The organism is Synechococcus sp. CBW1002 (assembly GCF_015840915.1).
In the GTDB taxonomy this organism is placed as follows: domain Bacteria; phylum Cyanobacteriota; class Cyanobacteriia; order PCC-6307; family Cyanobiaceae; genus CBW1002.
Genome location: NZ_CP060398.1, coordinates 3134980 through 3160747, shown reverse-complemented (window position 1 = coordinate 3160747; position 25768 = coordinate 3134980). Strand labels below are relative to the sequence as shown.

General features: G+C 66.2%; 29 protein-coding genes. 15 read left to right on the top strand and 14 right to left on the bottom strand.

The window, feature by feature from the left end; translation table 11 throughout:
* Positions 1 to 44: 44 nt before the first annotated feature.
* From H8F24_RS15565 to H8F24_RS15550, 4 genes are read left to right on the top strand one after another with little or no spacing between them, the layout of a single operon-like run.
* On the top strand, positions 45 to 635 hold the full coding sequence (locus tag H8F24_RS15565) for a biotin transporter BioY (protein ID WP_197155379.1): 591 nt from the start codon (positions 45 to 47) through the stop codon (positions 633 to 635).
* The gene (gene lspA, locus H8F24_RS15560) at positions 632 to 1123 is read left to right on the top strand and encodes a signal peptidase II (RefSeq protein ID WP_197170183.1); all 492 of its coding nucleotides are present in this window, start codon (positions 632 to 634) and stop codon (positions 1121 to 1123) included. Before H8F24_RS15565 ends, lspA begins: the two co-directional genes overlap by 4 nt.
* Entirely contained in the window at positions 1120 to 3465 is a 2346-nt protein-coding gene (locus H8F24_RS15555) for a transglycosylase domain-containing protein (protein ID WP_197170182.1), read from the top strand. The genes lspA and H8F24_RS15555 overlap by 4 nt, the downstream gene beginning before the upstream one ends.
* Positions 3462 to 5066 (top strand): YcjF family protein, encoded by a 1605-nt coding sequence (locus H8F24_RS15550; protein ID WP_197170181.1) that lies wholly within the window; start codon positions 3462 to 3464, stop codon positions 5064 to 5066. The genes H8F24_RS15555 and H8F24_RS15550 overlap by 4 nt, the downstream gene beginning before the upstream one ends.
* A 357-nt stretch (positions 5067 to 5423) precedes the next feature.
* On the opposite strand, the gene H8F24_RS15545 is transcribed toward H8F24_RS15550, so the two are convergent.
* The gene (locus H8F24_RS15545; protein WP_197170180.1) at positions 5424 to 6863 is read right to left on the bottom strand and encodes a pyridoxal-dependent decarboxylase; all 1440 of its coding nucleotides are present in this window, start codon (positions 6861 to 6863) and stop codon (positions 5424 to 5426) included.
* Between the two features lie 235 nt (positions 6864 to 7098).
* Here H8F24_RS15545 and H8F24_RS15540 point away from each other — a divergent pair, with 235 nt between their 5' ends.
* Positions 7099 to 7596, top strand: coding sequence for a nucleoside deaminase (locus H8F24_RS15540; RefSeq protein ID WP_197172421.1), 498 nt, complete (start codon positions 7099 to 7101; stop codon positions 7594 to 7596).
* Here the strand turns inward: H8F24_RS15540 and H8F24_RS15535 are convergent.
* Both H8F24_RS15535 and H8F24_RS15530 read right to left on the bottom strand, forming a co-directional pair.
* Positions 7514 to 8704 carry an alanine--glyoxylate aminotransferase family protein gene (locus H8F24_RS15535; protein WP_197170179.1) on the bottom strand — a complete coding sequence of 397 codons (1191 nt, stop codon included), beginning with the start codon at positions 8702 to 8704 and terminating at the stop codon, positions 7514 to 7516. The genes H8F24_RS15540 and H8F24_RS15535 overlap by 83 nt on opposite strands.
* A 55-nt stretch (positions 8705 to 8759) precedes the next feature.
* Complete coding sequence (locus H8F24_RS15530; RefSeq protein ID WP_197170178.1) at positions 8760 to 9290, bottom strand: allophycocyanin subunit beta; 531 nt, start codon at positions 9288 to 9290, stop codon at positions 8760 to 8762.
* Positions 9291 to 9494: 204 nt separating this feature from the next.
* On the opposite strand from H8F24_RS15530, the gene glnA reads away from it, so the two are divergent.
* Together glnA and H8F24_RS15520 are read left to right on the top strand one after the other, a co-directional pair.
* Complete coding sequence (gene glnA, locus H8F24_RS15525) at positions 9495 to 10871, top strand: type I glutamate--ammonia ligase (RefSeq protein ID WP_197170177.1); 1377 nt, start codon at positions 9495 to 9497, stop codon at positions 10869 to 10871.
* Between the two features lie 203 nt (positions 10872 to 11074).
* A complete protein-coding gene (locus H8F24_RS15520) occupies positions 11075 to 12133 on the top strand; it encodes a class I SAM-dependent methyltransferase (protein ID WP_197170176.1) in 1059 nt (352 codons plus the stop codon).
* A gap of 27 nt (positions 12134 to 12160) precedes the next feature.
* Here H8F24_RS15520 and H8F24_RS15515 read toward each other — a convergent pair whose 3' ends face one another.
* The gene (locus H8F24_RS15515; RefSeq protein WP_197155343.1) at positions 12161 to 12421 is read right to left on the bottom strand and encodes a hypothetical protein; all 261 of its coding nucleotides are present in this window, start codon (positions 12419 to 12421) and stop codon (positions 12161 to 12163) included.
* 36 nt (positions 12422 to 12457) lie between these two features.
* Here H8F24_RS15515 and H8F24_RS15510 point away from each other — a divergent pair, with 36 nt between their 5' ends.
* Positions 12458 to 12754, top strand: coding sequence for a DUF6439 family protein (locus tag H8F24_RS15510; protein WP_231597886.1), 297 nt, complete (start codon positions 12458 to 12460; stop codon positions 12752 to 12754).
* On the opposite strand, the gene H8F24_RS15505 is transcribed toward H8F24_RS15510, so the two are convergent.
* Complete coding sequence (locus H8F24_RS15505; RefSeq protein ID WP_197170175.1) at positions 12720 to 13145, bottom strand: ATP-binding protein; 426 nt, start codon at positions 13143 to 13145, stop codon at positions 12720 to 12722. The two genes, H8F24_RS15510 and H8F24_RS15505, sit on opposite strands and share 35 nt — an antisense overlap.
* 32 nt (positions 13146 to 13177) lie before the next feature.
* Positions 13178 to 13918 (bottom strand): GUN4 domain-containing protein, encoded by a 741-nt coding sequence (locus H8F24_RS15500; RefSeq protein ID WP_197170174.1) that lies wholly within the window; start codon positions 13916 to 13918, stop codon positions 13178 to 13180.
* 80 nt (positions 13919 to 13998) lie between these two features.
* Between H8F24_RS15500 and mnmH the strand changes: the two genes are divergently transcribed.
* Genes mnmH through H8F24_RS15480 form a run of 4 tightly spaced genes read left to right on the top strand, consistent with a single transcriptional unit; the run spans position 13999 to position 17654 of the window.
* Positions 13999 to 15129, top strand: a complete 1131-nt coding sequence (mnmH, locus tag H8F24_RS15495; RefSeq protein WP_197170173.1) for a tRNA 2-selenouridine(34) synthase MnmH — start codon at positions 13999 to 14001, stop codon at positions 15127 to 15129.
* 23 nt (positions 15130 to 15152) lie between these two features.
* Positions 15153 to 15521, top strand: a complete 369-nt coding sequence (gene psb28, locus H8F24_RS15490) for a photosystem II reaction center protein Psb28 (RefSeq protein WP_197155328.1) — start codon at positions 15153 to 15155, stop codon at positions 15519 to 15521.
* A 40-nt stretch (positions 15522 to 15561) separates the two neighbouring features.
* Positions 15562 to 16635 carry an AI-2E family transporter gene (locus H8F24_RS15485; protein ID WP_197170172.1) on the top strand — a complete coding sequence of 358 codons (1074 nt, stop codon included), beginning with the start codon at positions 15562 to 15564 and terminating at the stop codon, positions 16633 to 16635.
* Positions 16632 to 17654 (top strand): AI-2E family transporter, encoded by a 1023-nt coding sequence (locus H8F24_RS15480; RefSeq protein WP_197155316.1) that lies wholly within the window; start codon positions 16632 to 16634, stop codon positions 17652 to 17654. The genes H8F24_RS15485 and H8F24_RS15480 overlap by 4 nt, the downstream gene beginning before the upstream one ends.
* An 84-nt stretch (positions 17655 to 17738) precedes the next feature.
* On the opposite strand, the gene H8F24_RS15475 is transcribed toward H8F24_RS15480, so the two are convergent.
* The 7 genes from H8F24_RS15475 to rsmA all read right to left on the bottom strand — a co-directional run bounded on the left by H8F24_RS15475 (position 17739) and on the right by rsmA (position 23773).
* Positions 17739 to 17945: a hypothetical protein gene (locus H8F24_RS15475; RefSeq protein ID WP_197155314.1), complete on the bottom strand. Its 207-nt coding sequence runs from the start codon at positions 17943 to 17945 to the stop codon at positions 17739 to 17741.
* Complete coding sequence (gene secF, locus H8F24_RS15470; protein WP_197170171.1) at positions 17945 to 18916, bottom strand: protein translocase subunit SecF; 972 nt, start codon at positions 18914 to 18916, stop codon at positions 17945 to 17947. The genes H8F24_RS15475 and secF overlap by 1 nt, the downstream gene beginning before the upstream one ends.
* Positions 18913 to 20430 carry a protein translocase subunit SecD gene (secD, locus tag H8F24_RS15465; protein ID WP_197170170.1) on the bottom strand — a complete coding sequence of 506 codons (1518 nt, stop codon included), beginning with the start codon at positions 20428 to 20430 and terminating at the stop codon, positions 18913 to 18915. Before secD ends, secF begins: the two co-directional genes overlap by 4 nt.
* A gap of 1 nt (position 20431) precedes the next feature.
* Positions 20432 to 21415, bottom strand: a complete 984-nt coding sequence (locus H8F24_RS15460) for a pyruvate dehydrogenase complex E1 component subunit beta (protein WP_197170169.1) — start codon at positions 21413 to 21415, stop codon at positions 20432 to 20434.
* A 175-nt stretch (positions 21416 to 21590) separates the two neighbouring features.
* Positions 21591 to 21908: a DUF3082 domain-containing protein gene (locus H8F24_RS15455; protein WP_197170168.1), complete on the bottom strand. Its 318-nt coding sequence runs from the start codon at positions 21906 to 21908 to the stop codon at positions 21591 to 21593.
* On the bottom strand, positions 21905 to 22858 hold the full coding sequence (gene ispE, locus H8F24_RS15450) for a 4-(cytidine 5'-diphospho)-2-C-methyl-D-erythritol kinase (RefSeq protein ID WP_197170167.1): 954 nt from the start codon (positions 22856 to 22858) through the stop codon (positions 21905 to 21907). The genes H8F24_RS15455 and ispE overlap by 4 nt, the downstream gene beginning before the upstream one ends.
* A 60-nt stretch (positions 22859 to 22918) precedes the next feature.
* Positions 22919 to 23773, bottom strand: coding sequence for a 16S rRNA (adenine(1518)-N(6)/adenine(1519)-N(6))-dimethyltransferase RsmA (gene rsmA / locus H8F24_RS15445; protein ID WP_197170166.1), 855 nt, complete (start codon positions 23771 to 23773; stop codon positions 22919 to 22921).
* Between the two features lie 93 nt (positions 23774 to 23866).
* Here rsmA and H8F24_RS15440 point away from each other — a divergent pair, with 93 nt between their 5' ends.
* A complete protein-coding gene (locus H8F24_RS15440) occupies positions 23867 to 24136 on the top strand; it encodes a hypothetical protein (RefSeq protein ID WP_197155283.1) in 270 nt (89 codons plus the stop codon).
* Between the two features lie 26 nt (positions 24137 to 24162).
* Here H8F24_RS15440 and H8F24_RS15435 read toward each other — a convergent pair whose 3' ends face one another.
* Positions 24163 to 24552 (bottom strand): YraN family protein, encoded by a 390-nt coding sequence (locus H8F24_RS15435; RefSeq protein WP_197170165.1) that lies wholly within the window; start codon positions 24550 to 24552, stop codon positions 24163 to 24165.
* 225 nt (positions 24553 to 24777) lie between these two features.
* Between H8F24_RS15435 and H8F24_RS15430 the strand changes: the two genes are divergently transcribed.
* Together H8F24_RS15430 and H8F24_RS15425 are read left to right on the top strand one after the other, a co-directional pair.
* Complete coding sequence (locus tag H8F24_RS15430) at positions 24778 to 25221, top strand: pentapeptide repeat-containing protein (RefSeq protein WP_197172418.1); 444 nt, start codon at positions 24778 to 24780, stop codon at positions 25219 to 25221.
* Positions 25222 to 25226: 5 nt separating this feature from the next.
* Positions 25227 to 25670 carry a hypothetical protein gene (locus H8F24_RS15425; RefSeq protein WP_197159256.1) on the top strand — a complete coding sequence of 148 codons (444 nt, stop codon included), beginning with the start codon at positions 25227 to 25229 and terminating at the stop codon, positions 25668 to 25670.
* The last annotated feature ends 98 nt before the right edge of the window (positions 25671 to 25768 follow it).

The following is a 25768-nucleotide window of genomic DNA, read 5'->3' as shown; positions in this document are numbered from 1 at the left end:
GAACCTAGCTGCAGCAGGATGGCGCCAGCCCTTTGGTTGTGCCGTTGCGGGCCCTTGCCACCTGGAGCGGCGCCATCGCCGGACTCCTGCTCATCCTGGTTGGAGGCCTGATCCAGGCTGCCGTTCCCCTTCCCTCCGGAGGTCTGGACGATCTCACGGGTGCCTGGACGCTGGTCAGCCTGCCGATCACCCTGCAGGTCCCCGGCCTGTTGCTCACGGCGCTGGTCTGCGGCCCGCGCAGCAGCATGCTCGCGGCCGTTGCGTACCTCAGCGTGGGGCTGTTCCAGCTGCCGGTGTTCTATGGCGGTGGTGGCCCCTCCTATGTGCTGGATCCCGGCTTCGGCTATCTGGCCGGGTTTCTGCCGGCGGCCTGGCTGACGGGCCGTCTGGCCCGCCAGCCGGGCATGAACGACCCCCTCTCCCTGGCCGGTGCTGCCGCCATCGGCCTGCTGGTGATTCAGTTGTGCGGCATCGCCAACCTGCTGCTCGGGGCTCTGGCAGGCCGTTGGAGCGGCACCCTGGTGCCGTTGCTGATGAGCTATTCGATCGGGCCCCTCTTGCCCCAGCTGATGCTCTGCTGCGCCGTTGCCGTGGTGGCCCTGCTGCTGCGGCGCCTGCTGCTCCTGCCCTCATGATCCGTTCAACCCTCCGGCGCCGACCCAACCGCCGCCAGCTGCTCTGCCTGGGGCTGGCGGCTCTGCTGGTGATCCTGGATCAGCTCAGCAAGCACTGGGCCTTGAAGCAACTAGCCGCCGGTCAGGTGGACACCCTGATTCCCGGGATCCTGCAACTGCGCCTGGTGTTCAACACCGGAGCCGCCTTCAGCCTGTTCACCGGCTCCACCGTCGCCCTGGGTCTGGTGAGCCTGCTGGTGGCCCTGGGGTTGGTGCTGTGGCTTCTGGCCCAGCCCCGCATGGGGGTCTGGCAAGCATCCGGTTGCGCATGCTTGCTGGGGGGAGCCATCGGCAATGGTGTCGATCGCTGGCGCCTTGGAGCCGTGGTGGATTTCCTGGAGTTCGTGCCGGTGAGCTTTCCGGTGTTCAACCTGGCGGACGTGGCGATCAACGTGGCCGTGGCCTGTTTCCTGCTGGATCTGCTTGGCCGGCCCCGTTCGGTGGCATGACCGGTCTCCCTCTGGCAGCAGCGCAACTGGAGCTCTACGGCCTCGATGGCTCCCGGAGGGATCCCCTGCCGCGCCATGGCCATGGCACCGCATCTCCCGAGCGAGGTGGGCCTCCATCGGCCTCCGCTGCAGCAGCAGAGCATGCCGAAGCTGTAAGCACCACACTTGAGCAGATCAAGCCTGAGCGCACGCTCCGCCTGCATGGCGGTCTCTGGCGCATCGGCCGGGATCCCGACCTGGAGATCGTGATCGATCACCCGGCCGTGAGTCGTGAGCACGCACGCCTGGAATGGCGCGGTCAGCATTGGCTGCTTCAGGACGCCGGCTCCACCAACGGCCTCTGGTGGCAGGGGCGGCGCGTGCAGGAGCTGCTGCTGCGGGACGGCGACGCCGTGGCTTTCGGCCCGGAAGAACGCGGGTCGGTGCCGCTGCTGGTGTTCCGCCAGCCGATGCAGCGCCGCCTGGTGCCCCTGCTGCGGGGCGCCTGCCTGGCTCTGGCGGGTCTGGCCGGTGGAGGGGTGTTGCTGCTGGGCCTGGCCCTGTGGCAGGCGCCGATCCGCGGCAGTCTGGCCAACGTGCGCGGACCCTTGGCGCTCTACGACCGCAACAACCGGCCGCTCAGCTCGGCGGAGGGCGTGGAGCATCGCGAGCTGGCCGCCTTGCGGGACTACCCGGGTGTGTTGATCGATGCACTGCTGGCCAGTGAGGACAGCCGCTTCTGGTGGCATCCGGGGGTGGATCCCATCGGGACAGGCCGGGCCCTGGTGACCAACCTGGTGGGCGGCCGCGTGCTGGAAGGTGGCAGCACCCTCACCCAGCAGCTGGCCCGCAGCCTGTATCCGGAGCAGGTGGGACAGGGGGAAACACTGGGTCGCAAGTGGCGGGAGCTGCTGGTGGCCCTTCAGCTGGAAGCCCGCTTCAGCAAGGCCGATCTGCTGCTGAGTTATCTCAACCGTGTCTACCTCGGGGTGGGCTGGGGCTTTGAGGATGCCGCCCGCCACTACTTCGACAAACCGGCCGCTCGCCTGGAGCTGGAGGAGGCCGCCCTGTTGGTGGGGCTGCTGCCCTCCCCTAACGGCAATGATCCCTGTGTGGCGCCCGAGGCCGCTCTGGACTCTCGCAACCGTGTGCTGGCCAAGATGGCGGACACGGGCCGGATCGGTCGCGATGCGGCCCGCCGGGCCCGCCGCCGCCCGGTGCAGCTCGCTCCACAGGCCTGCCGATCCAATGGACCTGGCCGCAATGCCCCGTTCTACAGCGATCAGGTGCGCCGTGATCTGGAGGCCCTGGTGGGGCAGGAGGTGGCACAGGAGGGCAACTTTCTGATCGATACCCACCTCGATCCAGCCCTGCAACAACGGGTGGAACGGCAGCTGCGCGACACCCTGGCTCGGCCGGCTTTCAGCGGCGTCAGCCAGGGTGCCGTGGTGGTGCTCGACAGTCGCAGCGGCGGCATCCTGGCCATCGCCGGCGGCCGCGACTATCGCCAGAGCCAGTTCAACCGCGCCTCGATGGCCCTGCGCCAGCCGGGCAGCACCTTCAAGCTGGTGCCCTATCTGGTGGCCCTGGAGAAGGGGGCCAGGCCGGGAGATCGGATCGGCTGCGGCCCCCTGCAATGGCGTGGTCAGTTCTTCGCCAGCACTTGCGGCGGCAGCCTCAGCCTGCGGCAGGCCCTGGCGCGCAGCAGTAACACCGCTGCGCTGCGGCTCACCCAGCGGGTCGGCCTGGAGGCGGTGGTGAACAAGGCCCGTGTGCTCGGCATCAGCAGCCCCCTGGCGGCCGTGCCGGGGTTGGCCCTGGGACAGAGCGAAGTGACGCTGCTGGAACTCACCGGTGCCTACGCCGCCATCGCCAACAACGGCCTCTGGCATCAGCCCAGCACGATCCGCCGCCTCACCGATGCGGAACTCTGTGGCGGGGGTGCTCGGCTGGCCGATCCCGCCACCCTCCAGCGCTGCAAAGCCAGTGCGGCGGGCAGTGCCGCGGGCAGTAGCCGTGGCGAGAGCGATCCAGGCGGGCGTCAGCCCACCGCCACCGTTGCCCCTGGCAGGCGGGTGAGCAGCGAAGCCACGGCCCGCGCTCTCCAGGATCTGTTGCGCGCGGTGGTGCGCAGTGGCACCGGCAGCGCCGCCTACCTGGGGGGGCAGGAGGGTGGCAAGACCGGCACCACCAACGAGGGCAGGGATCTGCTCTTCGTGGGGTTCGAGCCGCGGCGCCACTGGGTGATTGGCGTCTGGCTCGGCAATGACGACAACCGCCCCACCCACGCCAGCAGTGCCCTGGCCGCGGGCCTCTGGGGCGATCTGGTCCGAGGCGCAGGCACCACGAGCCCAACACCATGAAGCTGCCCGCCAGGCCCTGGATCTGGCTCGTCGTCGCCCTGGCGGTGCTGGTGCTGGTGGGCATGGTGCTGCAGACCGTGAATCAGCTGCTCTGGCAGTTGAGCTACTGGCTCCCAGGCTGGCTGGTGGGCCCGATCGCCCTGCTGCTGCTGGCCGGGCTGCTGCTGGTCCTGGCCCGGTTGGTGTGGCCCTGGCTCCAGGGAGGACGGCGCCTCGGCCGTTCCAGCCGCAGCGGCTCTGCCGCTGGTGAGCTGCCGCCGCCACCGAACAATCGCCAGGAGGCGGCCCAGAGCCAGCTGGCCTCGATTGATGCCACCCTCGATCGCGTCCGGGATGCGGTGGCTCGCGAGGCCCTGCGGCAGGAGCGGGAGCGGGTGCAGGCGGAGCTGGAGCGCGGCGATCTGGTGATCGTGCTGTTCGGCAGTGGTTCGGCCGGCAAGACCTCCCTGATCCGCGCCCTGCTGGGCGAGCTGGTGGGAGAGGTGGGGGCCCCGATGGGATCCACCTTCGGCTCGAACCGCTACCGGCTGCGGCTGCGGGGATTGCGCCGGGCGGTGATCCTGGTGGACACACCCGGCATCCTGGAGGCCGGCGTCGATGGGCAGCGACGGGAGCAGGCCGCCCGCGATCAGGCGGCCCGGGCCGATCTTTTGCTGCTGGTGGTGGACGGAGATCTGCGGGCCAGCGAGCTGGAGGTGTTCGACACCCTGGCCGGGCTGGGCAAACGCCTGCTGCTGGTGCTGAACAAGTGCGACCTGCGCGGTGAACGGGAGGAACAGCGGCTGCTGGCTCTGCTGCGCCAACGTTGCCAGGGCCGCCTGACCGCCGCTGATGTGGTCAGTGCCAGTGCGTCTCCCCAGAGCGTGCCGATGCCAGGGGGCCGTCCGCTGCAGCCTCCGCCTGAAGTCGACGCCCTGCTGGGCCGGCTGGCGGCGGTGCTGCACAGCGACGGCGAAGAGCTGATCGCCGACAACATCCTTTTGCAGAGCCGCCGACTGAGTGAGGCCAGCCGCGCCCTGCTGGCCCGCCAGCGCCGCAGCGATGCGGACCGGATCGTGGATCGCTACATGTGGATCAGTGCCGGGGTGTTGGCGGTCACGCCCCTGCCAGGGGTGGATCTGCTCGGTGCCGCCGCCGTGAATGCCCAGATGGTGGTGGAGATCGGCCGGATCTACGGCATCACCCTCAGCCGCGCCTCAGCTCAGGATCTGGCCCTCTCGGTGGGTCGCACCCTGGCGGGGCTGGGGCTGATCAAGGGGGGCGTGAGCCTGTTGAGCGGGGCTCTCAGCCTGCAGCTGCCGACCCTGCTGGTGGGTCGCGCGATTCAGGCGGTCAGCGCCGCCTGGCTGACCCGGGTGGCAGGGCGGAGCTTCATCACCTACTTCGACCAGGACCAGGACTGGGGGGATGGCGGCCTGCAGGAGGTGGTGCAACGCCAGTTCGAGCTCAACCGGCGGGAAGGAGCCCTGCGCCGCTTTCTCGACCTGGCCCTGCGCCGCGTGGTGGAGCCCCTGCAGCGGCCGGAGCAGACTGCATTGCCGCCACGCCGAAGGCCTCAGGCGGAGGCGGCAGCAGGGGACCTTGACGATCCAGAACCGTGATCAACACCAGGTAGGCCACCCCGATCAGGATCGACAGGGCCCCGGTGACGATGGCCACCCACTGTCCACGCCGCCGATCCCGTTCGACACCGCCAGGAGCACCAGCCGCTGCTGTGGCCCTAGGGGAGCGGGTGGCATCCTCGGAGATGCCGGCATCGTCCGAGCGTGCAACATCCGAACGGGCAGCATCGCCGGAGCGAAACGGAGCGGGAGCGAGCGTGTCGGGCGTCTCCGGAGCGGATGGGTCCATAGCGGTTGGAAAGGAGGACGAAAAAGGAGAGGGAAAAGAAATGGGATAGGGAATGGAAAAAGAAACTGGATATGGAAAGCGGAAATGGTGATCAGGCCTGGTCGTCTTCAGAGCTGCGGCAGAAGCGAGGCGTGCACCAGCTGCGCCAGCCGCTCCAGGTGTTCGGCCCTGGTGTGGGGGTTGCCGAGCACGGCCTTGAGGTGATGGCGGCCGCCGTACAGGGGCCGCGACAGCATCAACTGCTCGGCCAGAAGGCGCTGGCGGGTTTCGGCGCTCCAGTGGGTGGCCTGCTCGGCGTCATAGCCGGCGGGGCAGAAGGCGAGAAGGTGCAGCTGGCCGTCCTTGAGGTCGAGCCGGTCACCAGAGGCCAGCAGCTGGCGCAGATGTCGCCGCCGCTCGATGGCGCCATCCAGCACCGCTTCGATTCCCGCCAGGCCCAGTTGCCGAAGGCCCAGCCAGAGCTTGAGGATTTCGGCGGGACGGGTGCCCTGCAGCCCTGCCTCGCCGCCATGGCTGCCCCCCCAGCTGGGCTCCATGTAAGGAAGCCCCGTGCCGAACACCTCCTCCAGACCTGCCGGATCAGCCAGCAACAGCAAGGAGGAGGTTTTGGTGATGCCCAGAAGCTTCTGGGGATTGAGGGTGATCGAATCCGCCTGAGCCAGACCCGCCACCCGGTGGCAATGGCGATCACTGAGGGCGTACACCGCTCCGATCGCCCCATCCACGTGCAACCAGATCCCCTGGCGCCGGCACAGATCCGCCACCGGCTCGAGGGGATCCACCGCTCCCCGCACGGTGGTGCCGGCGGTGGCCACCACAGCCAGAACCGGCACTCCCTGGGTTCGCAGTGTCTTCAGCCTGCTCTCCAGAGCCTCGATGGCAAGACCGCCCGAGGCATCGGTCGGCAGCGTGAGCAGGGCCGTGGCCGGCAGTCCCATCACCGTGAGGGCCTTGGCCAGGGACACATGGGCATCCTGGCTGCAGAGCACCACCGCCTGGCCGCAACAGGCCAGGCCAGCGCGGTGGCGTGCCAGTACCAGAGCCATCAGGTTGCTGAGGCTGCCACCGCTGGCCGGGATGCCACCGGCACCGGCCGGCAGACCGATCGCTTCGGCCAGCCAGCTGCAGAGACTGCGCTCCAGCCGACTGAGGCTGGGGGAGAGCTCCTCCGCCAGCAGGTTGTTGTTGAGACCGGCGCAGATCAGATCGCCCACGATCGAGGCCGCCAGGGGCGGGGGGTCCAGGTGGGCCAGGGCTCCGGGGTGGTGGGGGTTGTAGGCCCCATCCATCAGTTGCTGGAGATCGGCCAGCAAGGCTTCCGATGGCAGGCCGAAAGCCTCAGGAACCGCGCTGGGAAGCACACTCAGACCAGGCAGAGGCGAGCGGGCCAGGCTGCTGCCCATCCAGGCCGTGAGCTGGCTGGCAGCCCGATGCAGAAACGACTCCAGGGCCGCATCCGGCTGGGCAGGATCGGCAAAGGGCAGGGGCGAGGCGGCCCGCAGAGCTGGTGGCGCGCTGGCCAACGGCGGACGGTCAAGGTCTCCCATTCTCACCTGAGGGGCGCAGCATGGTTCAGGCCCTGGTTTGGCCGGGCTCGCCCCGCTGCCACGATCGATGCCGACTCTCCGTCGGGACGACCGGCCCCACCAGCCCTTGCCGACCCAACAGCTCCTTGATGATCCGCTCGGTTCGGGGGATCCTCAACTCCTGCCCGATCAGAACCACAGGCCTGCCGAGCTGGCATCAAGAGCATCGATCGAGCACACCAGGCTGGAGAGCTGGATGGATCGGCTGCTTCGCCATGCAGCCGCTGTGGGGGAAACCGGTGAGATTCCTGTCGCGGCCGCGATGCTGGATGCCCAGGGACGCTGCATCGGCTGGGGCAGCAATCGGCGCCATCGCGAGATGGACCCGCTGGGGCACGCCGAGCTGGTGGCCCTGCGCCAGGCGGCGCTGTTGCTCGGCGACTGGCGTTTCAACGCCTGCACCCTGGTGGTGACCCTCGAGCCCTGCCCGATGTGTGCCGGCGCCCTGGTGCAGGCGCGGGTCGGACGGGTGGTCTATGGCGCCCCGGATCCCAAGCGGGGCGCATTGGGGGGGTGCCTGGATCTGGCCAGCGATCCCAGCGCCCACCACGCGATGACCGTGGTGGGCGGGGTGCGCGGCGAGCAGGCTGGAGCTCAGCTCACGGCCTGGTTCAGGCAGCGGCGGAGCGGAAGGCAGGCAGCTCGGCCTCGAACAGATCCAGCAGCCGATCGACGTTCTCGGCGCGACTGTTGAAGCCCATCAGACCGATGCGCCAGACCTTGCCGGCCAGCACACCGAGACCACCACCGACCTCGATGCCATGGGTGTTGAGCAGATGGAGGCTGAAGGCCTTGCCATCCACGCCCTCCGGAATGCGCACGGTCGTGAGGGTGGGCAGCCGCAGCTCTTCAGGGACGTGGGGCTCGAGACCGAGGCGCTCCAGACCGATCCAGAGGCGCTCCGCATTGGCCCGGTGACGGGCCCAGGCATTCTCCAGACCCTCTTCAGCCAGTAGACGCAGCGCCTCGCGCATGCCGAAGTTCATGTTCACCGGGGCGGTGTGGTGATACACCCGGTTGCTGCCCCAGTACTGGTTCAGCAGGCTCACGTCGAGATACCAGTTCGGCACCTTGTCCGGCCGGGCCGCCAGTTTGGCCTCGGCCCGGGGCCCCATGGTGAAGGGACCGAGGCCTGGAGGGCAGCTGAGGCCCTTCTGGCTACAGCTGTAGGCCAGATCCACCTTCCAGTCGTCCAGGAAGACGGGGATCGCCCCCAGGGAGGTCACGGTGTCGAGCAGGAGCAGGCAGTCGTATTGCCGGCAGAGCTCACCGATGCCCTCCATGGGCTGGCAGACCCCGGTGGAGGTTTCGGCATGCACCATCGCCAGGATGGCGGGGCGATGGTGTTGCAGCGCCGCCTCGATCTCCTCCAGGGTGAACGCCTCGCCCCAGGGGCGTTCGATCGTGGCCACCTCCGCCCGGTAGCGGCCGGCCATATCCGCCAGTCGGAGGCCGAAGTAGCCCTTCACGGCCACCAACACCTTGTCACCCGGTTCCACCGTGTTGGCCAGGGTGGCTTCCATGGCGGCACTGCCGGTGCCGCTCATCGGAATGGTGAGGCGATTGTCGGTCTGCCAGGCGTAGCGCAGAAGCTCCTGCACCTCGCCCATCAACTCCACGTAGAGCGGATCGAGATGGCCGATTGGCGTCCGGGACAGGGCCTGAAGCACCGTGGGATGGGCATTGGAGGGCCCGGGTCCGAGCAGAAGACGATCCGGTGTGGCGATCGGGCCGAGCGTGCAGCGGTGAGCTTCGCTGAGCTGGTGATCGCCGACGGGCGGACGGGCAGGAGTGGAGACCAAGACCGAGGGCTGAGGGGGGTGAGACGATTGAGCCTAAACAGAGAGCTGCTGCTGGTCAGCGGGCACGCACGTTGGTGGAGGCCAGACCACGGCAGAGGTGATCAAAAGGAGCCTTCACGACCGAGGCCAGCACGGCCGCCTCAGCAACTCCGGCCTCGGACAATTGTTCACACACCACCTCGCCCAGCAGGGCGATCCCCCGGACGGTGGGACCGGTGGGAACCCCAAGGCTCTTGTACGTGTCGTCGAGACCGTTGAGCACCCGTTCGTTGAGGATCGTGGCGTCGTCAGCGATCAGGGCGTAGCTGGCATAACGGAGGAAATAGTCCATGTCCCGCAGACAGGCGGCCAGACGACGGGTGGTGTAAGCATTTCCTCCCGGCAGGATCAGTTCAGGATCCTCTTTCCAGAGCCGTTGCGAGGCTTCGCGAACGATCTCGGCGGCGTCTCGGTTGATCAGCTCCACGGCCGCCAGACGAAGGGCGGACTGGGAGTAAAAGCCCTTGATGCGGTCGATGGCATCGCGATCGAAATAACGACCGAGCTGGTCGTAGCGGCCGATCAAACCAGTGATGGCATCGCGCATGGGTGTTGTGGATCGACGCACCTGCAGCGGAAACTAGCACTCACCAACCGGCAACATTCCTGCTGCCAGGCGCGTTCTCGGCAACTTGACAGAAACGGTTACGCAAAGTGGCGCCATCGGACCAGACCTGGCGAGTGAGCTTCGGGGCGATCCCTACCGTTCAGTCAACCCGTGGTCTGCGCGGGCTCCCCCCACCACTTCGTCATGGCCCAAACCGCCCGGGACGTTCTGAGCCAGATCAAGGACGAGGGAATCGAACTGATCGACCTCAAAGTCGCTGATCTTCATGGCAGATGGCAGCACCTCACCGTGTGCGCTGACCAGGTCAACGCCCGGGCTTTTGCCGACGGGCTCGCCTGGGACGGTTCGGTATTCCGCGGCTGGAATCCGGTTCAGGACTCAGCGATCGCCTTGGTGCCCGATCCCGGCACCGCCTGGATTGATCCCTTCCAAAGCCACAGGACCCTCAGCCTGATCTGTTCCATCCAGGAGCCCCGCAGCGCCAAGCCCACAGGCCGCTGTCCCCGCTCCCTGGCCCAGAGGGCCTTCACCTATCTGGGCTCGACCGGTCTTGCCGACACGGCGTACTTCGCGCCCCAACCGGAATTCTTCCTCTTTGACGACGTGCGCTACAGCTCCAGCGAGGCGGGCTGCTCCTACAGCATCGAGTCGATTGAGGCTGCCTGGAACCAGGGCCACGTCGACGACGGCGGCAACCGCAGCGACGCCGATCAGGACTTGCGCAGCGAGATGGTGCTGTTGCTGGGCTCACTCGGGGTTCCGATGGACAAGCATCACCATGCGGTGACGGCATCGGGGCAGCACGCACTGGGCATGAAGGATGCGGAGTTGATCAGCGCGGCGGACAACCTGATGATCACCCGCTATGTGGTGCGCAAACTGGCCAGAAAATATGGACGGTCGGCCACTTTCATGCCGCAGCCAGTCTTTGGCGCGAACGGCTCTGGACTGCCTGTCCACCAGAGTCTCTGGAAGGCTGGCCAGCCCCTGTTCTTCGGGGAGGGCACCTACGCCAACCTCTCCCAGACCGCTCGCTGGTACATCGGCGGTCTGCTGCGCCATGCGCCCAGCGTTCTGGCCTTCACCAACCCGGGCACGAACAGTTACAGGCGTCTGGTGTCGGGCTTCGCAGCGCCGGTGAACCTGGTGTATTCCCAGGGCAACCGCTCAGCGGCCGTCCGCATTCCGATCACGGGCCCCAGCCCCAGGGCCAAACGGCTGGAGTTCCGATCCGGCGATGGCCTGGCCAATCCCTACCTTGCCTTCTCGGCGATGCTGATGGCCGGACTGGATGGAATCAGGAACCAGATCGATCCCGGTGACGGCATCGATGGGGATCTGATCGCACTTCCGGCCGATCAACGGGCCAGAATTGCATCGCTTCCGGCCTCCCTCAGTGGCGCTCTCGAGGCCCTAGAGGCTGACCAGGACTACCTGCTGGCGGGCGGCGTGTTCAGCGAGGATTTCGTCGCCAACTGGATCGCGATCAAGCACGCGGAGGTGCAGCAGCTGCGTCAGCGCCCCCACCCCTACGAATTCAGCCTCTACTACGACATCTGAAGCCTGAGGCTTGATGGCATCGCAGGAAACCTCGCATCCCAGGGCATTGCAGAGCGCAAGTCTGAGCAGATCTCAAAACGGATCAGGTGTACGGATCAGGTCTCAGGAACGGATCCGATCGCGAAGCTGATCAGGATCCTGGCTCACGGATGAGCATTCCAATCCGTTGGAATGCACCCAGACGTTGTCGCTTCGGCCCTTCCATGTCCGATCAGCTCAGCAAGCTGGCTTATCACACCCTGCAGCAGGGCAAGAGTCTGGTCGGGCTGGCCCACAAGGAAGTGAGCAGCCGCCTCATGGACCTGATCAGTCCTGAGGTCAGCGCCCGCACGGTGCCGGTGCCACCGGCCCTGCTGGCCATGCTGCAGGCATCGATGCAACGTCTGCTGGATCGGGACTGGCAGGAAGCGGAACAGGGCCTCTATCCGGCCTCCCTGCTGTTCGATGCCCCCTGGCTTGACTGGGCCAGCCGGTACCCGCTGATCTGGCTCGATATTCCGGCCACCTGGACCCGCCGCCGGGAGCGGAAGGTGCGCGACCTGCCTCGCACCATCGATCCCGCTGCCTACCCGGACTACTACCTCCAGAATTTCCATCACCAGACCGACGGTTACCTCAGCGACCACTCCGCCGCCCTGTATGACCTGCAGGTGGAGCTGTTGTTCAACGGCACCGCCGATCCGATGCGGCGACGGGTCCTCGGCCCCCTGGTTCAGGGCCTCAAGGCCTTCACCGATCGGCCCCCGGGCTGCCTGCGGGTGCTCGACGTGGCCACCGGTACCGGTCGCACCCTGCGCCAGCTGCGTGGTGCCCTGCCCAAGGCCCAGTTGATCGGCATCGATCTTTCCACCGCTTACCTGCGGCAGGCCAATCGCTGGCTCGCCGAGCTGCCTGGCGAGCTGCCCCAGCTGATCCAGGGCAATGCCGAAACGCTGCCCTTCGCTGAGGCCAGCCTGCAGGGCGCCACCTGCGTGTTTCTGCTGCATGAGTTGCCGGGGTCGGCAAGGCAGGCCGTGCTCTACGAGATCCAGCGGGTGCTGGAGCCCGGTGGCGTGCTGGTGCTGGCGGATTCGGTGCAGCTGAACGATTCGCCGGAGTTCGCCGCGCCGATGGAGAATTTCCGGCGGGTCTTCCACGAGCCTTACTTCCGGCACTACATCGAGGACGACATCGACGCACGGCTGACGGAGGCCGGATTCGAAGACATTGCTGCCGAATCCCATTTCATGACCCGCGTCTGGACCGCCCGCAAACCGCTCTGAGCCGAATCGCCGTCTGGCGGGTGCAGCTCAGCGTTGGAGCCACCAGGCCAGGATCAGGCCGGCACCGGCTCCCCTCAGGCCGACCCAGAAGTGGCGTCCAGCCTGGGGTTGCCGCAGCCCCTGGGGCAGGGGATCGAGCAGGCGCTGGGCAATGGCGAGCCGTTGCCGTTGGCGACGTTGCCAGGCAGCCTGTCCGAGCTGCCGAGGAGCTGCACTGGCCATGGTGAGCACGGCAGCCAGCTGATGCAGGGCACCGATCGGGCGGGTGCGGCGCGTGGGGTGAGGCATCCCGCCAGGATGGGCGCCGCCGTTGTGTGTTGTCCAGTGACCCAGTCAGCTGCTGTGAAACGGGACTGGCCCCCGCAGGCCCTGGAGCAAGCCGTGGCTCTGCATCGCAGCCTCAGCATCGGAGATCGCGACTGGCACGCCCTCAAGGCCCAACGGCCGCGCCGTGGCGCGGAGCAGATTGCGGCGGCCCTGGTGCAGCTGCTCGGAGAGGACAGCCCGGCCTCGACCAGCTCAACCGCAGCGCGGGAGCGGGCGATCGCGTTGTTGGAGCATGGCCTGGCCTGGCTGCGTCAGGAGATCAGTGATCCGGGCTGTCCAAGCCACGGGCGTTGAAGCGGGAGCGCCGAACGGCCAGTTGGAGGCGGTTCCCGCGACCGCTCCAGCGCACATCATCAAAGCAATGGTGGATCAGGAACAGGCCCCGGCCGCAGGGGGTGTCCTCGTGGTCAGGCAAGGCGTGGCCGCGATGGCCTGCCGGCACACCAGGTCCCTCATCCTGCACCTGCCAGACCAGCCAGCGCGGCGTCTGGATGCGGCGAATCCGCAGGCATTTGCGCGGATCACAGCCGTTGCCATGGCGCACGGCATTGACCAGGGCCTCCTGGAGACCCAGGTGCAACTCAGCCAGGGTGCGCTCGCAGCGCACCGGCTCCAGCAACAACTCCACCAGCGGAGCCAGCTGCAATGTGGAGGGAGTGATGAAATCGGACCAACGCAACGCCAACAGATCAGGATCCGCAGCTGCCGGAATTGACCCTACCCCGCGGCCTTCTCGATGCGCTGCCGCAGGGCGGGATGGCGCAACAGTGCATCCATCAGCCGCACCCCTCGCAACTGGTTGACCAGGGGCATGTGTCCCTCGGGCGCCTCGATCGACCAGGTGAAGGAGCCTGGATAGCGTGTCCAGAGGCCCTCGTGCTTCCAGCCCAGGCGTGGCCAGAGCAGCTCCCAGCGACCGCCACAGGCGGCCAGCAGGCGACCCTGAACGGAGAAACCGAAGCGACCGCGTGAATAGACCAGCCAGAGCCGATCGAGGCTCTCCAGGTCCACGCCCGCGATCGCTGGCACCTCGCTGTAATACACGTAGCCCCGTTGCATGGCGCCGCTGCCGGCAAGCTGGCGCAACAGCTCACTGGTGATCCGATCGGCCGCCTCGAAGTCCTGCAGCATCAGATGGCGCTGCAGAGGGGCGTAGTCCAGCCCTGCACCGCTGGTCACCGCCAGCCAGCCGTCCGGATAGCGGGCCAGCACCTGCTCACGCAGCTCCTGATCGCTCGCCTTGAGCAGGAGTTGCAGCAGAAAACCCAGGGCCCAGTCGTCACCGGTGGCATCCCAGCCATCAAGGCGGTCACCGATCAGCGGAGCCAGCTCGGAGGCGCGGCTCTCAAGCTGGCCCAGCAGGCTGCGCCGTTGACGCGGGGAGGCGGAGAGGAAGCGCTCCAGCAGCTGATCTGGCGCCGCACTGGCGGCGACGGAAACCGGGGAACCGGAGAGCATGGTGGGGAACCAGCCAGAAGGGGAGCCAGTGTTGGCCCACTATGTCAGTCGGGTCTGATGACGCGCAGCGCCCCACCGCCATGAGCCTCCGCGACAGCCGATCCTCTGACCTGCATCCCACGGTGCTGCCTGGGATCGCCAGCACCTCCGCAGAGCCTGCGGCACTGCCGGTCATTGCCTTTCTGGCGGCGTCTGGACCGGTGGTGGATGTGCGCAGCCCCGGCGAGTTCCGCCAGGGCCACATCCCCGGCGCCTGCTCGTTGCCCCTGTTCAGCGATGAGGAGCGCGCCGAGATCGGCACCCTCTACAAACAGCAGGGCCGCCCCAGTGCGGTTCGGCGCGGGCTGGAGCTGGTCGGTCCGAGGCTGGTTGACCTGGGAGACAGGCTGAGCGAACTGGCCAACGCCGATTGCAGCGGAACACGGAAGGTGTCCGATCTGCGGCTGCACTGCTGGCGTGGTGGCATGCGCTCGGGAAGTGTCGCCTGGCTGGCCTCCACCCTGGATCTGCCGGTGGTCCTGCTGGAGGGGGGCTACAAGGCCTTCCGTCGCTGGGTGCTGCAGAGCTTCGAGCAGCCCTGGCCGCTGCAGCTGCTGGGGGGACGTACAGGCTGCGGCAAGACCGATCTGCTGGAGGCAATGGCCGCCCGGGGGATGGCGGTGATTGATCTGGAGGGCCTGGCCCATCACCGTGGCAGCAGCTTCGGCGGCCTCGGACAACCGGAACAGCCGACCAGCGAACATTTCGAGAATCGACTGGCGCTGGCGCTGCTGCACCAACGCAACGCCGACGCCATCTGGGTGGAAGCCGAAAGCGCCCAGGTGGGACGCTGCCGGATTCCGCGGGCGTTCTGGCAGCAGATGCTGCAGGCGCCGGTGTTGGAGATCCAGCGCACCGAGTCGGAACGGATCGATCGGTTGGTGGCGGTGTACGGCCTCCAGGATCCCGACGGCCTGCGCCAGGCCACCGAACGGATCGCTCGGCGGCTGGGTCCACAGCGCACGGACGCTGCCCTGAAGGCGATCGCAGCCCAGGACTGGGCCAGCGCCTGCAAGGCCATGCTCGACTACTACGACCGCTGTTACGACCACGAGCTGGATCGTCACCCTGCGCCCAGCCTGGGACGGCTTGATCTCAGCGGCCTGAACGACACGGATGCCGCCATGCGGCTGGAGAGTCACCTGCTGGGCAGCGAGCCAGTGTCTGCCTAGGATCAGTTTTTGCCCGAGCCATCATGGGTGCCGCCATTCAGTTCTTCCGTGGTGTGGATGAGCCGGTGGTGCCCGATATCCGTCTGACCCGCTCCCGCGATGGCCGCACCGGGCAGGCCCTGTTCGTATTCGAAGAGCCTCAGGCCCTGGCACCCGAAGCATTGGGCGACATCACCGGCATGTTCATGCAGGACGAAGAAGGCGAGATGGTGACCCGCGAGGTCAAGGCCCGCTTCGTGAACGGCAAGGCCAGCGCCCTGGAGGCCACCTACACCTGGAAGAACACCACCGACTTCGAGCGGTTCATGCGCTTCGCTGAGCGCTATGCCGACAGCCATGGTCTGGGATTTTCGGGCCAGGAAGACAAGGAAAGCGAGGACGAGGACTCCTGATCCCAGCTGAGGCCAGGCTCGACCAGCAGAGGATGGGATCGTGACCTTCGGCCAGTGGCTCGGGCTTACTGCCCTGGTGGCCTCCCTGCTGCTCCTCTGGAGCCTGCGGGAGGCCTTGGTTCTGGTGTTCGCCGCGGTTGTGCTGGCGATGGCGCTCTGCACCCTGGTGGGCCAGCTGCGCCATCGATTGCGCTGTCCGCGCCCACTGGCACTTCTGCTCAGCCTCGCACTGCTGCTGGTTGTGGTGCTGGTCGTCGGCACCGCCGTGATCCCTGCCTTCGTGGGGCAGTTTTCAGAGCTCCTGCAGAAGATTCCCCAGGCTGGTCGTGCCTTGCTTGAACTGCTTCGGCAGGCCATGGACAGCGCCAGCAGGATGCTGTACGGCCGAAGCGATGGCACTCTCTCCTGGTTGCAGCAGGGGCTGCAAGGGGCCAATCCCGCCGGTGATCTGGCCTCCCATCTCAGCGGCGGCGCCGTTCGCATCCTTGGACTGGCCGGCAATGTCGGCGCCGGCCTGATCCAGACCCTGTTTGTGGTGGCGGTGGCGCTGATGATCGCCAGCCAGCCGGAGGCGTACCGAGAGGCTCTGCTGCTCCTGGTGCCGTCGTTTTATCGGAGGCGGTTCCGCGCCGTTCTGGTTCAGTGCGGCAATGCCCTCAGTGCCTGGATGGTAGGGGTCCTGATCAGCTCCACCTGCGTGGGGGTTCTGGCGGCCATCGGCCTGTCTCTGCTCGGGGTGAAGCTGGTGGCCGCCAACGCCCTGCTGGCCGGACTGCTGAACGTGATCCCCAATGTGGGCCCTACCCTCAGCACCCTGTTTCCCATGTCCGTGGCGCTGCTGGAAAGCCCCTGGAAGGCCCTGGCGGTGCTTGGCCTCTATGTGGCGATTCAGAACCTGGAGAGTTACGTGATCACTCCCTCGGTGATGCACCACCAGCTCCAGTTGCTCCCGGGCCTCACCCTGATGGCCCAGTTGCTGTTCACGGTGCTGTTCGGCCCTCTGGGCCTGCTGCTGGCCCTGCCCCTGGCCGTGTGCCTGCAGGTGATCGTGCGGGAAATCGTGATCCGCGACATTCTTGATCCCTGGAAGACGCAGAGGGCCGCTGCGCCATGAGTTCGCGCACCCTGCTCGGTGCCCTCGCCCTGATCGTGCTGGGCCTCCTGACCTGGGAGCTGCGATGGGTGTTGCTGATTCTGTTCGGCGCGATCGTTCTGGCGGTGGCGCTCGACGTCCCGATCACGCTGCTGCGTCGGTTGCTGCCCCTGAACCGACCGGCAGCCCTTGCCCTGGTGCTGCTGGTGCTGCTGGTGGCCGGCACCCAGTTGGGCGGCCTGCTGCTGCCGGAGCTGTTCACCCAGGTGAACGACCTCATCCAGCTGTTGCCCGCCCTGACCCAGAAGCTGGCCGCGCTCGCCGCCAACGTGCCCGGCTTTGATCGGCTTGAACAGCAACTGCTGGAGGGCAGCACCTGGGAGAATCTTCAACCGCTCGGAGGCCAGCTGATCGGGGTGGCCGGTGGTGCTGCCAACAGCACCATCCAGCTCGTGTTGATGGTCCTGCTCGCCATCCTGTTGGCCCTGGATCCCCGCAGCCATCAAGGACTGGTGGTGGCGGCCACCCCGCGCTTCTACCGGCTGCGCATGCGGCAGTTGCTGGGAGACTGCCGCGAAGCCCTGGGGGGCTGGCTGGCCGGGATGACCCTGTCGGCCGTAGTGGTGGGTCTGCTCACCTGGGCCGGACTCTCCCTGTTGGGCGTGCCGCTGGCCCTGCTCAGCGCGCTGGTCTGTGCCCTGCTCACGTTCGTGCCCACCATCGGTCCCACGGCTGCCACCCTGCTGCCCCTGGCCATGGCCCTGCTGGTTTCGCCCGCCAAGGTGCTGCAGGTGCTGATGCTGCGGCTGGTGCTGCAGAACGGCGAGGCCTTTCTGCTCACACCGGTGCTGCTCAGCCGAACGGTGAACCTGCTCCCTACCGTGGCCCTGATGGCCCAGCTCTGCCTGGGAGCCCTGTTGGGGCTGCCCGGCGTGCTGATTGCCCTGCCGTTGGTGGTGGTCTTGCAGGTGATCGGTCAGGAGGTGGTGGTGGCCGAGATCATGGATCGCTGGGATGGAACCCGGCCGCGAAGCGATTGAGCCAGCTGACTACCAGCGATCTCACTGAGCGGGAGCGGGAGCTGCAGAAGCGAGCTGGATGGCTGAATCGGTGCTGGCCAACACTCAGCGGCGGTAGTGCCGCCACAGCGACGGTTGCAGCAGCAGCACCAACACGGCCAGGGGATGGGCCCGGATCGCAAACCCCAGTGCCGTCAGGGTCACGTGATCCAGCAACAGCTGCAGTTCGACCCGAAGATCCGCGAGGGCGAACAGCAACAGGGCGATCGGGACAAGAAGGCCTGCCCTGCCTCGCCGCACTGGGGTCTCCATCAACGGGACAACAGTGGCAGAAGGGTCGGAGCGATGCCGATGCTCGACCAGCTGCCAACAGAAATGCCGATGGTTAGGGCCACAGCGAACCAGAACAGGCTGCTACCTCCGAAGAAGATCAGGGCCAGCAGTGGTAACAGCGTGGTGAGCGAGGTGTAGAGCGAGCGGGTGAGGGTGGCATCCACAGCGACGTCCACCTGATTGATGAGCGAAAACTGGCCAATCAGGGATTTCTGCTCCCGAATCCGGTCGAACACCACCACGGTGTCTGTCACCGAATAGCCGGCCACGGTGATCAGCGATACGGCAAAGAGCGAGTCGACCTCAATCCCTTGGAGCAGACCGAGCCAGGCGAACACCCCACAGGTGATCAGCACATCGTGACCCAGAGCCAGCAGGGCCAGAAAGGCATAGACACGGTCGTAGCGGAGGGTGATGTAGGCCGCGATTGCCGCAAAACTCACCAGCAGAGAAATCAGGCTGCCTTGCAACAGCTGCGCTCCGAGCGTGGGGCCGATCGTATTGACCGAGGTACCGGCCTGATCGAGCGGACCCACATCCGCGGCCATCTCCTCAATCACCGCAGCGCTCTGGGCCGGCGCCAGAGCGGGCAACCGCAACACCACGGACTGGCCCTGATCCAGCACCTGCACGGCGACGCTGGAGATGTTCGGTGCCTGCTCCTCTGCTTCGCTGGGGAGGCTGATCCGGGCCAGGCGCTGCTGGATCTCCTGTCCATTGATCGCTGAGCAGGCGCCTGGATCACAGGCACGCTCGATCTGGATCTGGGTGCCGCCGGTGAAATCGAGCCCCGGCTTCAAGGGTGCACCGATGGAAGGAGTGAACCAGCAGATGGCCAGGCCGATCAGGCTCAACAGGCAGGCAACCCCAGACCCGATCCAGGCGACGCGTCGATGCCGGCTGATGCGGAAAAAGCGAAGGGGTGGAGGGGAAGCAAGGCTTGCGGTCATGCGGCGGTGCCGGGGAGCTGGGTGGCAGGCAGGAAATAGGTGGAACGGCGCAGGCTTGGATAGCTCATCAGCAACCGCAGCAGGGTTCGGGTACAGGTCAGTGCGGTGAACAGGCTCAGCAGAAGACCGATCCCCAGGGTCACGGCAAAACCCTTGACCAGGCCGGTGCCGAGCGCGAACAGGGCGACGCAGCTGATCAGTCCCGTGACGTGCCCATCGAGGATCGACGACAGGGCAAGGGAGAAACCGGAATCGATCGATCGGATCAAGGTGGTGCCCTGGCGCAGTTCCTCCTTGACCCGCTCGAAGATCAGAACGTTGGCATCGACCGCGATGCCGATCGACAGGATGAAGCCTGCGATCCCCGGCAGGGTCAGGGTCACCGGAATCAGGGCGTAGATCGCCAGGTTGAACAGGGCATAAAGGCTCAGGGCCACCACCGCGACCAGGCCCGGCAGGCGATACACCCAGACCATGAAAACCGCCACCAGAGCCAGGCCTGAGAGAGCGGCCAACAAGCTGGTACGGACGTTTTCAGCCCCAAGGGACGGACCCACCGTTCTGACCTCCACCACCTTCACAGGCAGGGGCAGAGAGCCGCCGCGGAGCTGCACTTCCAGATCCCGCGCTTCCTCGGCACTGAAGTTGCCGGTGATGCTGGCGGAGCCACCGGCGATGCCGGCAGCCTTGAACTCAGGTCCCACGGTGGCCTCGCTGATCGATCGACCGTCCAGCACGATCCCAAGCAGGCGACCTGTGCCGGCGATCGACTGGGTGAGGGTGGCGAACTTCTCCCCGCCTTCGCGATTGAACCCGAGGGTCACTTCCCAACCCGCGCCGCTCTGCTGCTGCTGGCGGCCGGCAGTGACCAGATCCTTACCGGTGAGGCCTGTGGGTTCAAACAGGTCGACAACCCGGCTGTTGACCACTTCCAGGAGCAACCTGAGCTGGTCAATTTCGCTGCTGCCGGCTGGAACGGTGAGGCCCATGCTGCGCATGGCATCGGCCAGTTCGTCGGCCTGGAAATCAGGCGGCGGCTCCGGGTTCGGAGCTCCAGGGGCAGTGGGCGGCTCGTTGACCTCTGCGGTGCGGCGCTCTTTGCTGCGTAGAACGGCTTCGGATTGGCGTTTGAGCGCCAGCAGGCCGCGCAAGGCCTGCTCAGTCCCGGGCTTCTGGGTGCGGAACTCAAGCAGGGCCGTGGTGCCGAGCACTTTGGCGGCACGACTGGGATCCTGCTCGCCGGGCAGCTGCAGAACCATCTGGTCGTTACCCACCGTCTGGAGAGTGGATTCGGCCACGCCCAAGCCATTGATGCGGCGATCGAGCACCTCCTTGACGGCCTCGAGCTGTTCCTTGTCGACTGTCTTGATGGCACCGGCCGGCAGCACCTGCAAGGTCAGCTGGCTGCCGCCGCGCAGATCCAGACCGAGCTGCAAGGGATAGCTGGCAAGAAGGGCTCCGGCGGCGATCGCCAAAGCCAGGATCAGGGCGAACCACCCCTGTTGTCGTGCCATTTCAGATCAGGCCCGCCTTGAGCTGCCGGGCAGCGTCCACGATCTGGTGGGGCTGAATGATCGTGAGATTTTCCAGGGCACCGTTGTAGGGGGTAGGGATGTCCTGGGAGGACAGCCGCACCGGCCGCGCATCGAGATCGTCGAAGCAGTGCTCCGTGATCAGGGCGATCAGTTCGGCGCCGATGCCGCCGGTCTTCATGCACTCCTCCACCACCAGTACCTTGTGGGTCTTGCGGATGGAGCGGGAGATCGTCTCCATGTCGAAGGGCTTGAGGCTGATCAGGTCGATCAGCTCAACGCTGACCCCCTCGGCTTCCAGTTGCTCCACGGCCTTGAGGCAGTGGTGACGCATGCGCGAATAGGTGAGGATCGTCACGTCGCTGCCCTGCTGCACAACCTCGGCCTGGTCAAGGGCGCAGACGTAGTCGCCGGCGGGGATGTCCTCGGAGAGGTTGTAGAGCAGCACATGCTCGAAGAAGAGCACCGGATTGTTGTCGCGGATGGCGGCCTTCATCAGGCCTTTGGCATTGGTGGGGGTGCTCACCGCCACGATCTTGATGCCAGGCACCGCATGGAAATAGGCCTCGAGGCGCTGGCTGTGTTCCGCGCCCAGCTGCCTCCCGACCCCACCGGGGCCGCGCACGACGGTGGGAATGGTGTAGTTGCCGCCGCTGGTGTAGCGCAGCATCCCCATGTTGTTGGAGATCTGGTTGAAGGCCAGCAGCAGGAAGCCCATGTTCATGCCCTCCACGATCGGGCGCAGGCCCGTCATGGCAGCGCCCACGGCCATGCCTGTGAAGCTGTTTTCGGCGATGGGCGTATCCAGCACCCGCAGTTCGCCGTACTTCTCGTAGAGATCCTTGGTGACCTTGTAGGAGCCGCCGTACTGGCCCACGTCTTCTCCCATGACGCAGACGTAGGGGTCACGGGCCATCTCCTCGTCGATGGCGTCGCGCAGGGCGTTGAACAGAAGAGTTTCAGCCACTGCCAAGCGGTGTCCAGATTCGCGCCAACTTATCTCAGCCGCCCGCTGCAAAGGTGCTCAGCAGCAGCACCGAGAGCAGCAGGCCCGGCAGCAGCAACGTGACCAGCAGGCCCAGGTCGTGGGGAGTCATCGGATCAGGTCCACCATCAGGGAAGACCGTGCGAGGTCCCCGAGCTTAAGGACTCTGCTCGCTTCCGGCAGGCACCAGGCTGCGCAGGAACACCAGAAACAGCCCCAGGCCGATGAAGCCAAAGCTGAAGGTGGCCAGAAAGCACATCCCCACCACCAGGGTTTTCACGGCGGTGGCGATGCTCTGGGCCATCGCCGAGCCGTAGCTGGGCGGATGGTCGATGTAGTACCCCACGACCCGCTGGCTCACCCCCAGGCTGAGCCAGCCCAGCAGGGCACTGGTGAGGGCACCCGAGAGAAAGCTGAGCGGGCCCTTGCGGGGCTGGGTGGTTGTGGAGGGCGTCGCCTCCTCGGGTTCACTCATCGGTCGGCACAGGCGAGTGGGTCCAGGCTGACACCGGAGCTGCTGCAGCGGCAGCACCAGGCCTCGAAGCCAGCGTCCCTCAGTGGTGTCGCCAGGTGTTCCAGGGCCCTCTCCGCATCGGCCACCGTGCTGAACAGGGCAAACAGGCTTGGACCAGACCCGCTCATCGCCACCTGCTCGGCCCCCGGGGCCTGCCGCAGCAGAACCAGCCCCTCACGGACGCAGGCCACCTCTGGCTCCACCACCGTCTGGAGATCGTTGCGCAAGAGCGGCCAAGGGCCATGGCCCTGCAGAGCCGCCAGCAGTGGCCCCTGCCGCAGGGCCTGACGGCGCTGCTCAAAAGCGGATTCACCCTCCACATAGGTGGCCTGCCTCCGCAGGCGGCATAACCCGTAGGCCCAGGGGGTCGACACGCTCACATCGGGATGCTTGATCAGCAGCACCCCGAGGCGCGGCGGCTCGGGCAAGGGCACCGGCTCCAGCCGCTCACCTCGCCCGAAACAGAGCTGGGTACCGCCGACCAGGCAGTAAGGCACATCGGAGCCGAGCTCTGCCGCCAGATCCAGCAGTTCGGAGCGATTCAGTTGCAGATTCCAAAGGGCATCCAGGCCCACAAGGGCCGCCGCCGCGTCACTGCTTCCTCCCGCCAGCCCCGCTCCGATCGGGATCCGTTTCTCCAGGCGCATGGACGCTCCGAGGTCGAGCCGACCCACGTGGCGCCGCAACCGATCCGCAGCCTTCACAATCAGATTGTTGCCATCACTCGGAAGGTCAGACCGATCACTCGACAGTGTCAGTTCCGCATCAGGGCGCGCCTGCAGACACAGCCGGTCTTCCAGATCGAGGGTCTGCATCACCATGGCCAGCTCATGAAAGCCATCCGGCCTCAGACCCAGCACTTCCAGGTGCAGATTGATCTTGGCGGGGGCCCGCACAATGAGCTCAGCCATGGCAACAGGCGGCGGCGGCATCTGCCGCGTGGACTTGGCCTGAGTCTGCAGGAGCTGGGTTCAGCACTCAGTGGAGCTCGATTCTCCTCCGCTTGATTGAACCTGAGAGCCATAGGGCTCCAGGGCCGTAGCCAGGGCCACCCATTGGGCAGGTGAGAGCATCTGGGGTCGGTCCTGAAGGTCGATCCCGGCCTCTGCCGCCACGGCAAGCAACTCCTGGTCACCCACAAGGCCGCAGAGACTGTTGCGCAACATCTTGCGCCTGGCGGCAAAGCAGCGGCGCAGCAACGACTCCACGGCCCGGGCCAGACGGGGTTCAAGGCGGTCGGAAGCCGCCATCGGCTCCAGGGCAATCACTTCGGACATCACCTTCGGCGGCGGCTGAAAGCACCGAGGCGGCACACTGCAGACCGAATGGCAATGCGCCAGCAACTGCATCCGCACACTCAGCGCCGAGTAGGCACTGCTGCCGGAACGGGCTCGGATCCGCTCTCCCACCTCCTGCTGCACCAGCAACACCAGGCGTGCGTAGGGCGGCTCCACGGGCCGATCGAGGCGGCCCAGCAGCCTGTCCAGCAGGGGTCCCGTGATGTTGTAGGGGATGTTGGCCACCACTTTGTCGGCTGCTGGCAAGGCAACCACGAGGGCATCGCCTTCGATCAAATGAAAGCGGTGATCATCTGAAAAGCGCTGTCGCAGGCCTTGAACCAGGTCACGATCCAGCTCCACCGCCTGCACAGATGCCGCCGGCGAAGCCAGAAGCCGTTCCGTCAGGGCTCCGCGTCCAGGCCCCACCTCCAGGACCCGATCTTCAGGCCCAAGCTGAGCGGCGGCCACGATGCGATCCAGAACGCTCTGATCGATCAGCCAGTGTTGGCCAAAGCGTTTGCGCGCCCGGTGGGCAGCGAAAGTCATGGCAGGCCGGGAACAAGCATCCAGATTGCAGCGCCACAGGCCCAGCCTGGCTATCAAGAGAGAAGCCTTGCTCGTCGTTGCGAGAGATCGTCCATGCTCCGCCACCCTCCGAACCTGATCTGCATCGGCTGCGCTCTGATCGGCACGGTGCTGTCCTGGCCGTCACCTGCCCAGGCCGGCAGTGCAACCGCTGAATCGGTCTGGGACAAGTCCAATGCCCTGCAGCGGGCCATGGAGCAGATCCCTGCCGGAGCCACGGTCACAGGGCAGCGCTGCGAAGAATTCGGGGTGGGATTCAACAACACCCGCTACCGCTGCTCGGTGGAATACACCACTGATCCGCCCCCGACCCAGGCGCCCTAGGAGCGGTGGTTGCCAGCAGACCACCCTCAACCCAGACCAGCCTCAATCCGCAACCAGCGCACCGCATCCAGCCCCACCGGCAGCGGTACCAGAGCCAGCACCACCTCCACCGGCCGATCTCCCAGATGGGGATGGGCTGCCAGCCAGCACGCCCATGCCCGGGCCAGACGCCTCCGCTTGATCACGCCGAAGGCCGCTACACCGCCTCCATCACGGCCTGAACGCCCCCGCGCTTTCACCTCAACCAGCAGCAACCGCCGGGGCTTTGCCAACACCAGGTCCAACTCACCCCAGCGGCACCACCAGTTGCGGGCAAGCACGGTCCAGCCATGTCGCTGCAGCAGCAACGCCGCCCAGTCCTCTGCCCCCTGACCCCGCTCCCGGGTGGAGGCTTTGCATCGTCGGTGGAGTCCCATCGATCCAGAGCATGGGGTGACTTGAGCAGAGTTCCCCAGCGGTGTCATCGCGGCAGGAAGACCGTCCCAAACTTTTCCTAGGGTTGGACCACCCGTCGATTCGCTATGGCCAGGGCCTCCCAAGGAGCCTCTCCGAGCCTGCTGGACCTGGTGCCATGCCACTCCGCAGGGCTCAAACTGGAACGTCTGGGCCGCTTGCTGGCTGGATGCCTGAGCGCCATCGTGATGCTGCTGGGTGTTCTGAGTTGGGCAGCACCTGCTCCAGCAGCGATGGACTATGCCAAGCAGGTGCTGATCGGGGCGGATTTCCGGGAAGCGGATCTGCGTGGTGTCACCTTCAACCTCACCAACCTGCGCGATGCCGATTTCACTGGAGCCGATCTCCGCGGCGCCAGCCTGTTCGGCGCAAAGCTGCAGGACGCAAGCCTGAGAGGAGCGGATCTGCGCGAAGCCACTCTGGATTCGGCGGTCTTCAATGGAACCGACCTTCGCGATGCGGTGCTTGAAGATGCCTTTGCCTTCAACACCCGCTTTCAGAGTGTGGCCATCGATGGTGCCGACTTCACCAATGTTCCATTGCGCGCCGATGCGCTCAAGACTCTCTGTGCCTCAGCCAGCGGCACCAACCCAATCACTGGTCGCGACACCCGCGACACCCTGGGATGCTGACCATCATGAGCTTTGATGCCCATAGCCTGGAACGATTGAAGCAGCTGGGACGAGCCTTACCACAGCCGCTGCCTTTGCCTCAGCCCAAGCCAGCGCCTGGCCATACGACCAGTGAGCGACGCCATCAAGTTGAAACCGAAGAGGACCCGGCCGAACTGTTTCGCCAGCTGATGCGGGTCAGTCCCGACGGGACAGTGCCGCCCCATCTCATGGATCGGTTACGTCAGATGGAGGTGAAGACATCCAGCAACCCTGAGCCCGTGAAGGCAGACGCTCTGGATGACAATCGGCGAGTCCGGTCCAGCGGCCAACAACGGCAAGGGCGGCAGGGGAAGCAGCGAGGCAAAACAACCGAAAAAGCCGGACGACATGAAGCCGAACTGAAGAGTCAGAATCAAGAACTGTATGCCGCTTTTCAGCAGCTTCTGCTAGAAGACGATGATGGTTGATGGTTGATGGCTAACTAAATAGGAAAGACCATATCGCTGATGCTTTGTTGCGCATGTCATCAAAAATGCGAGAAGAAGGCCCCCAACAAAAGAGAATC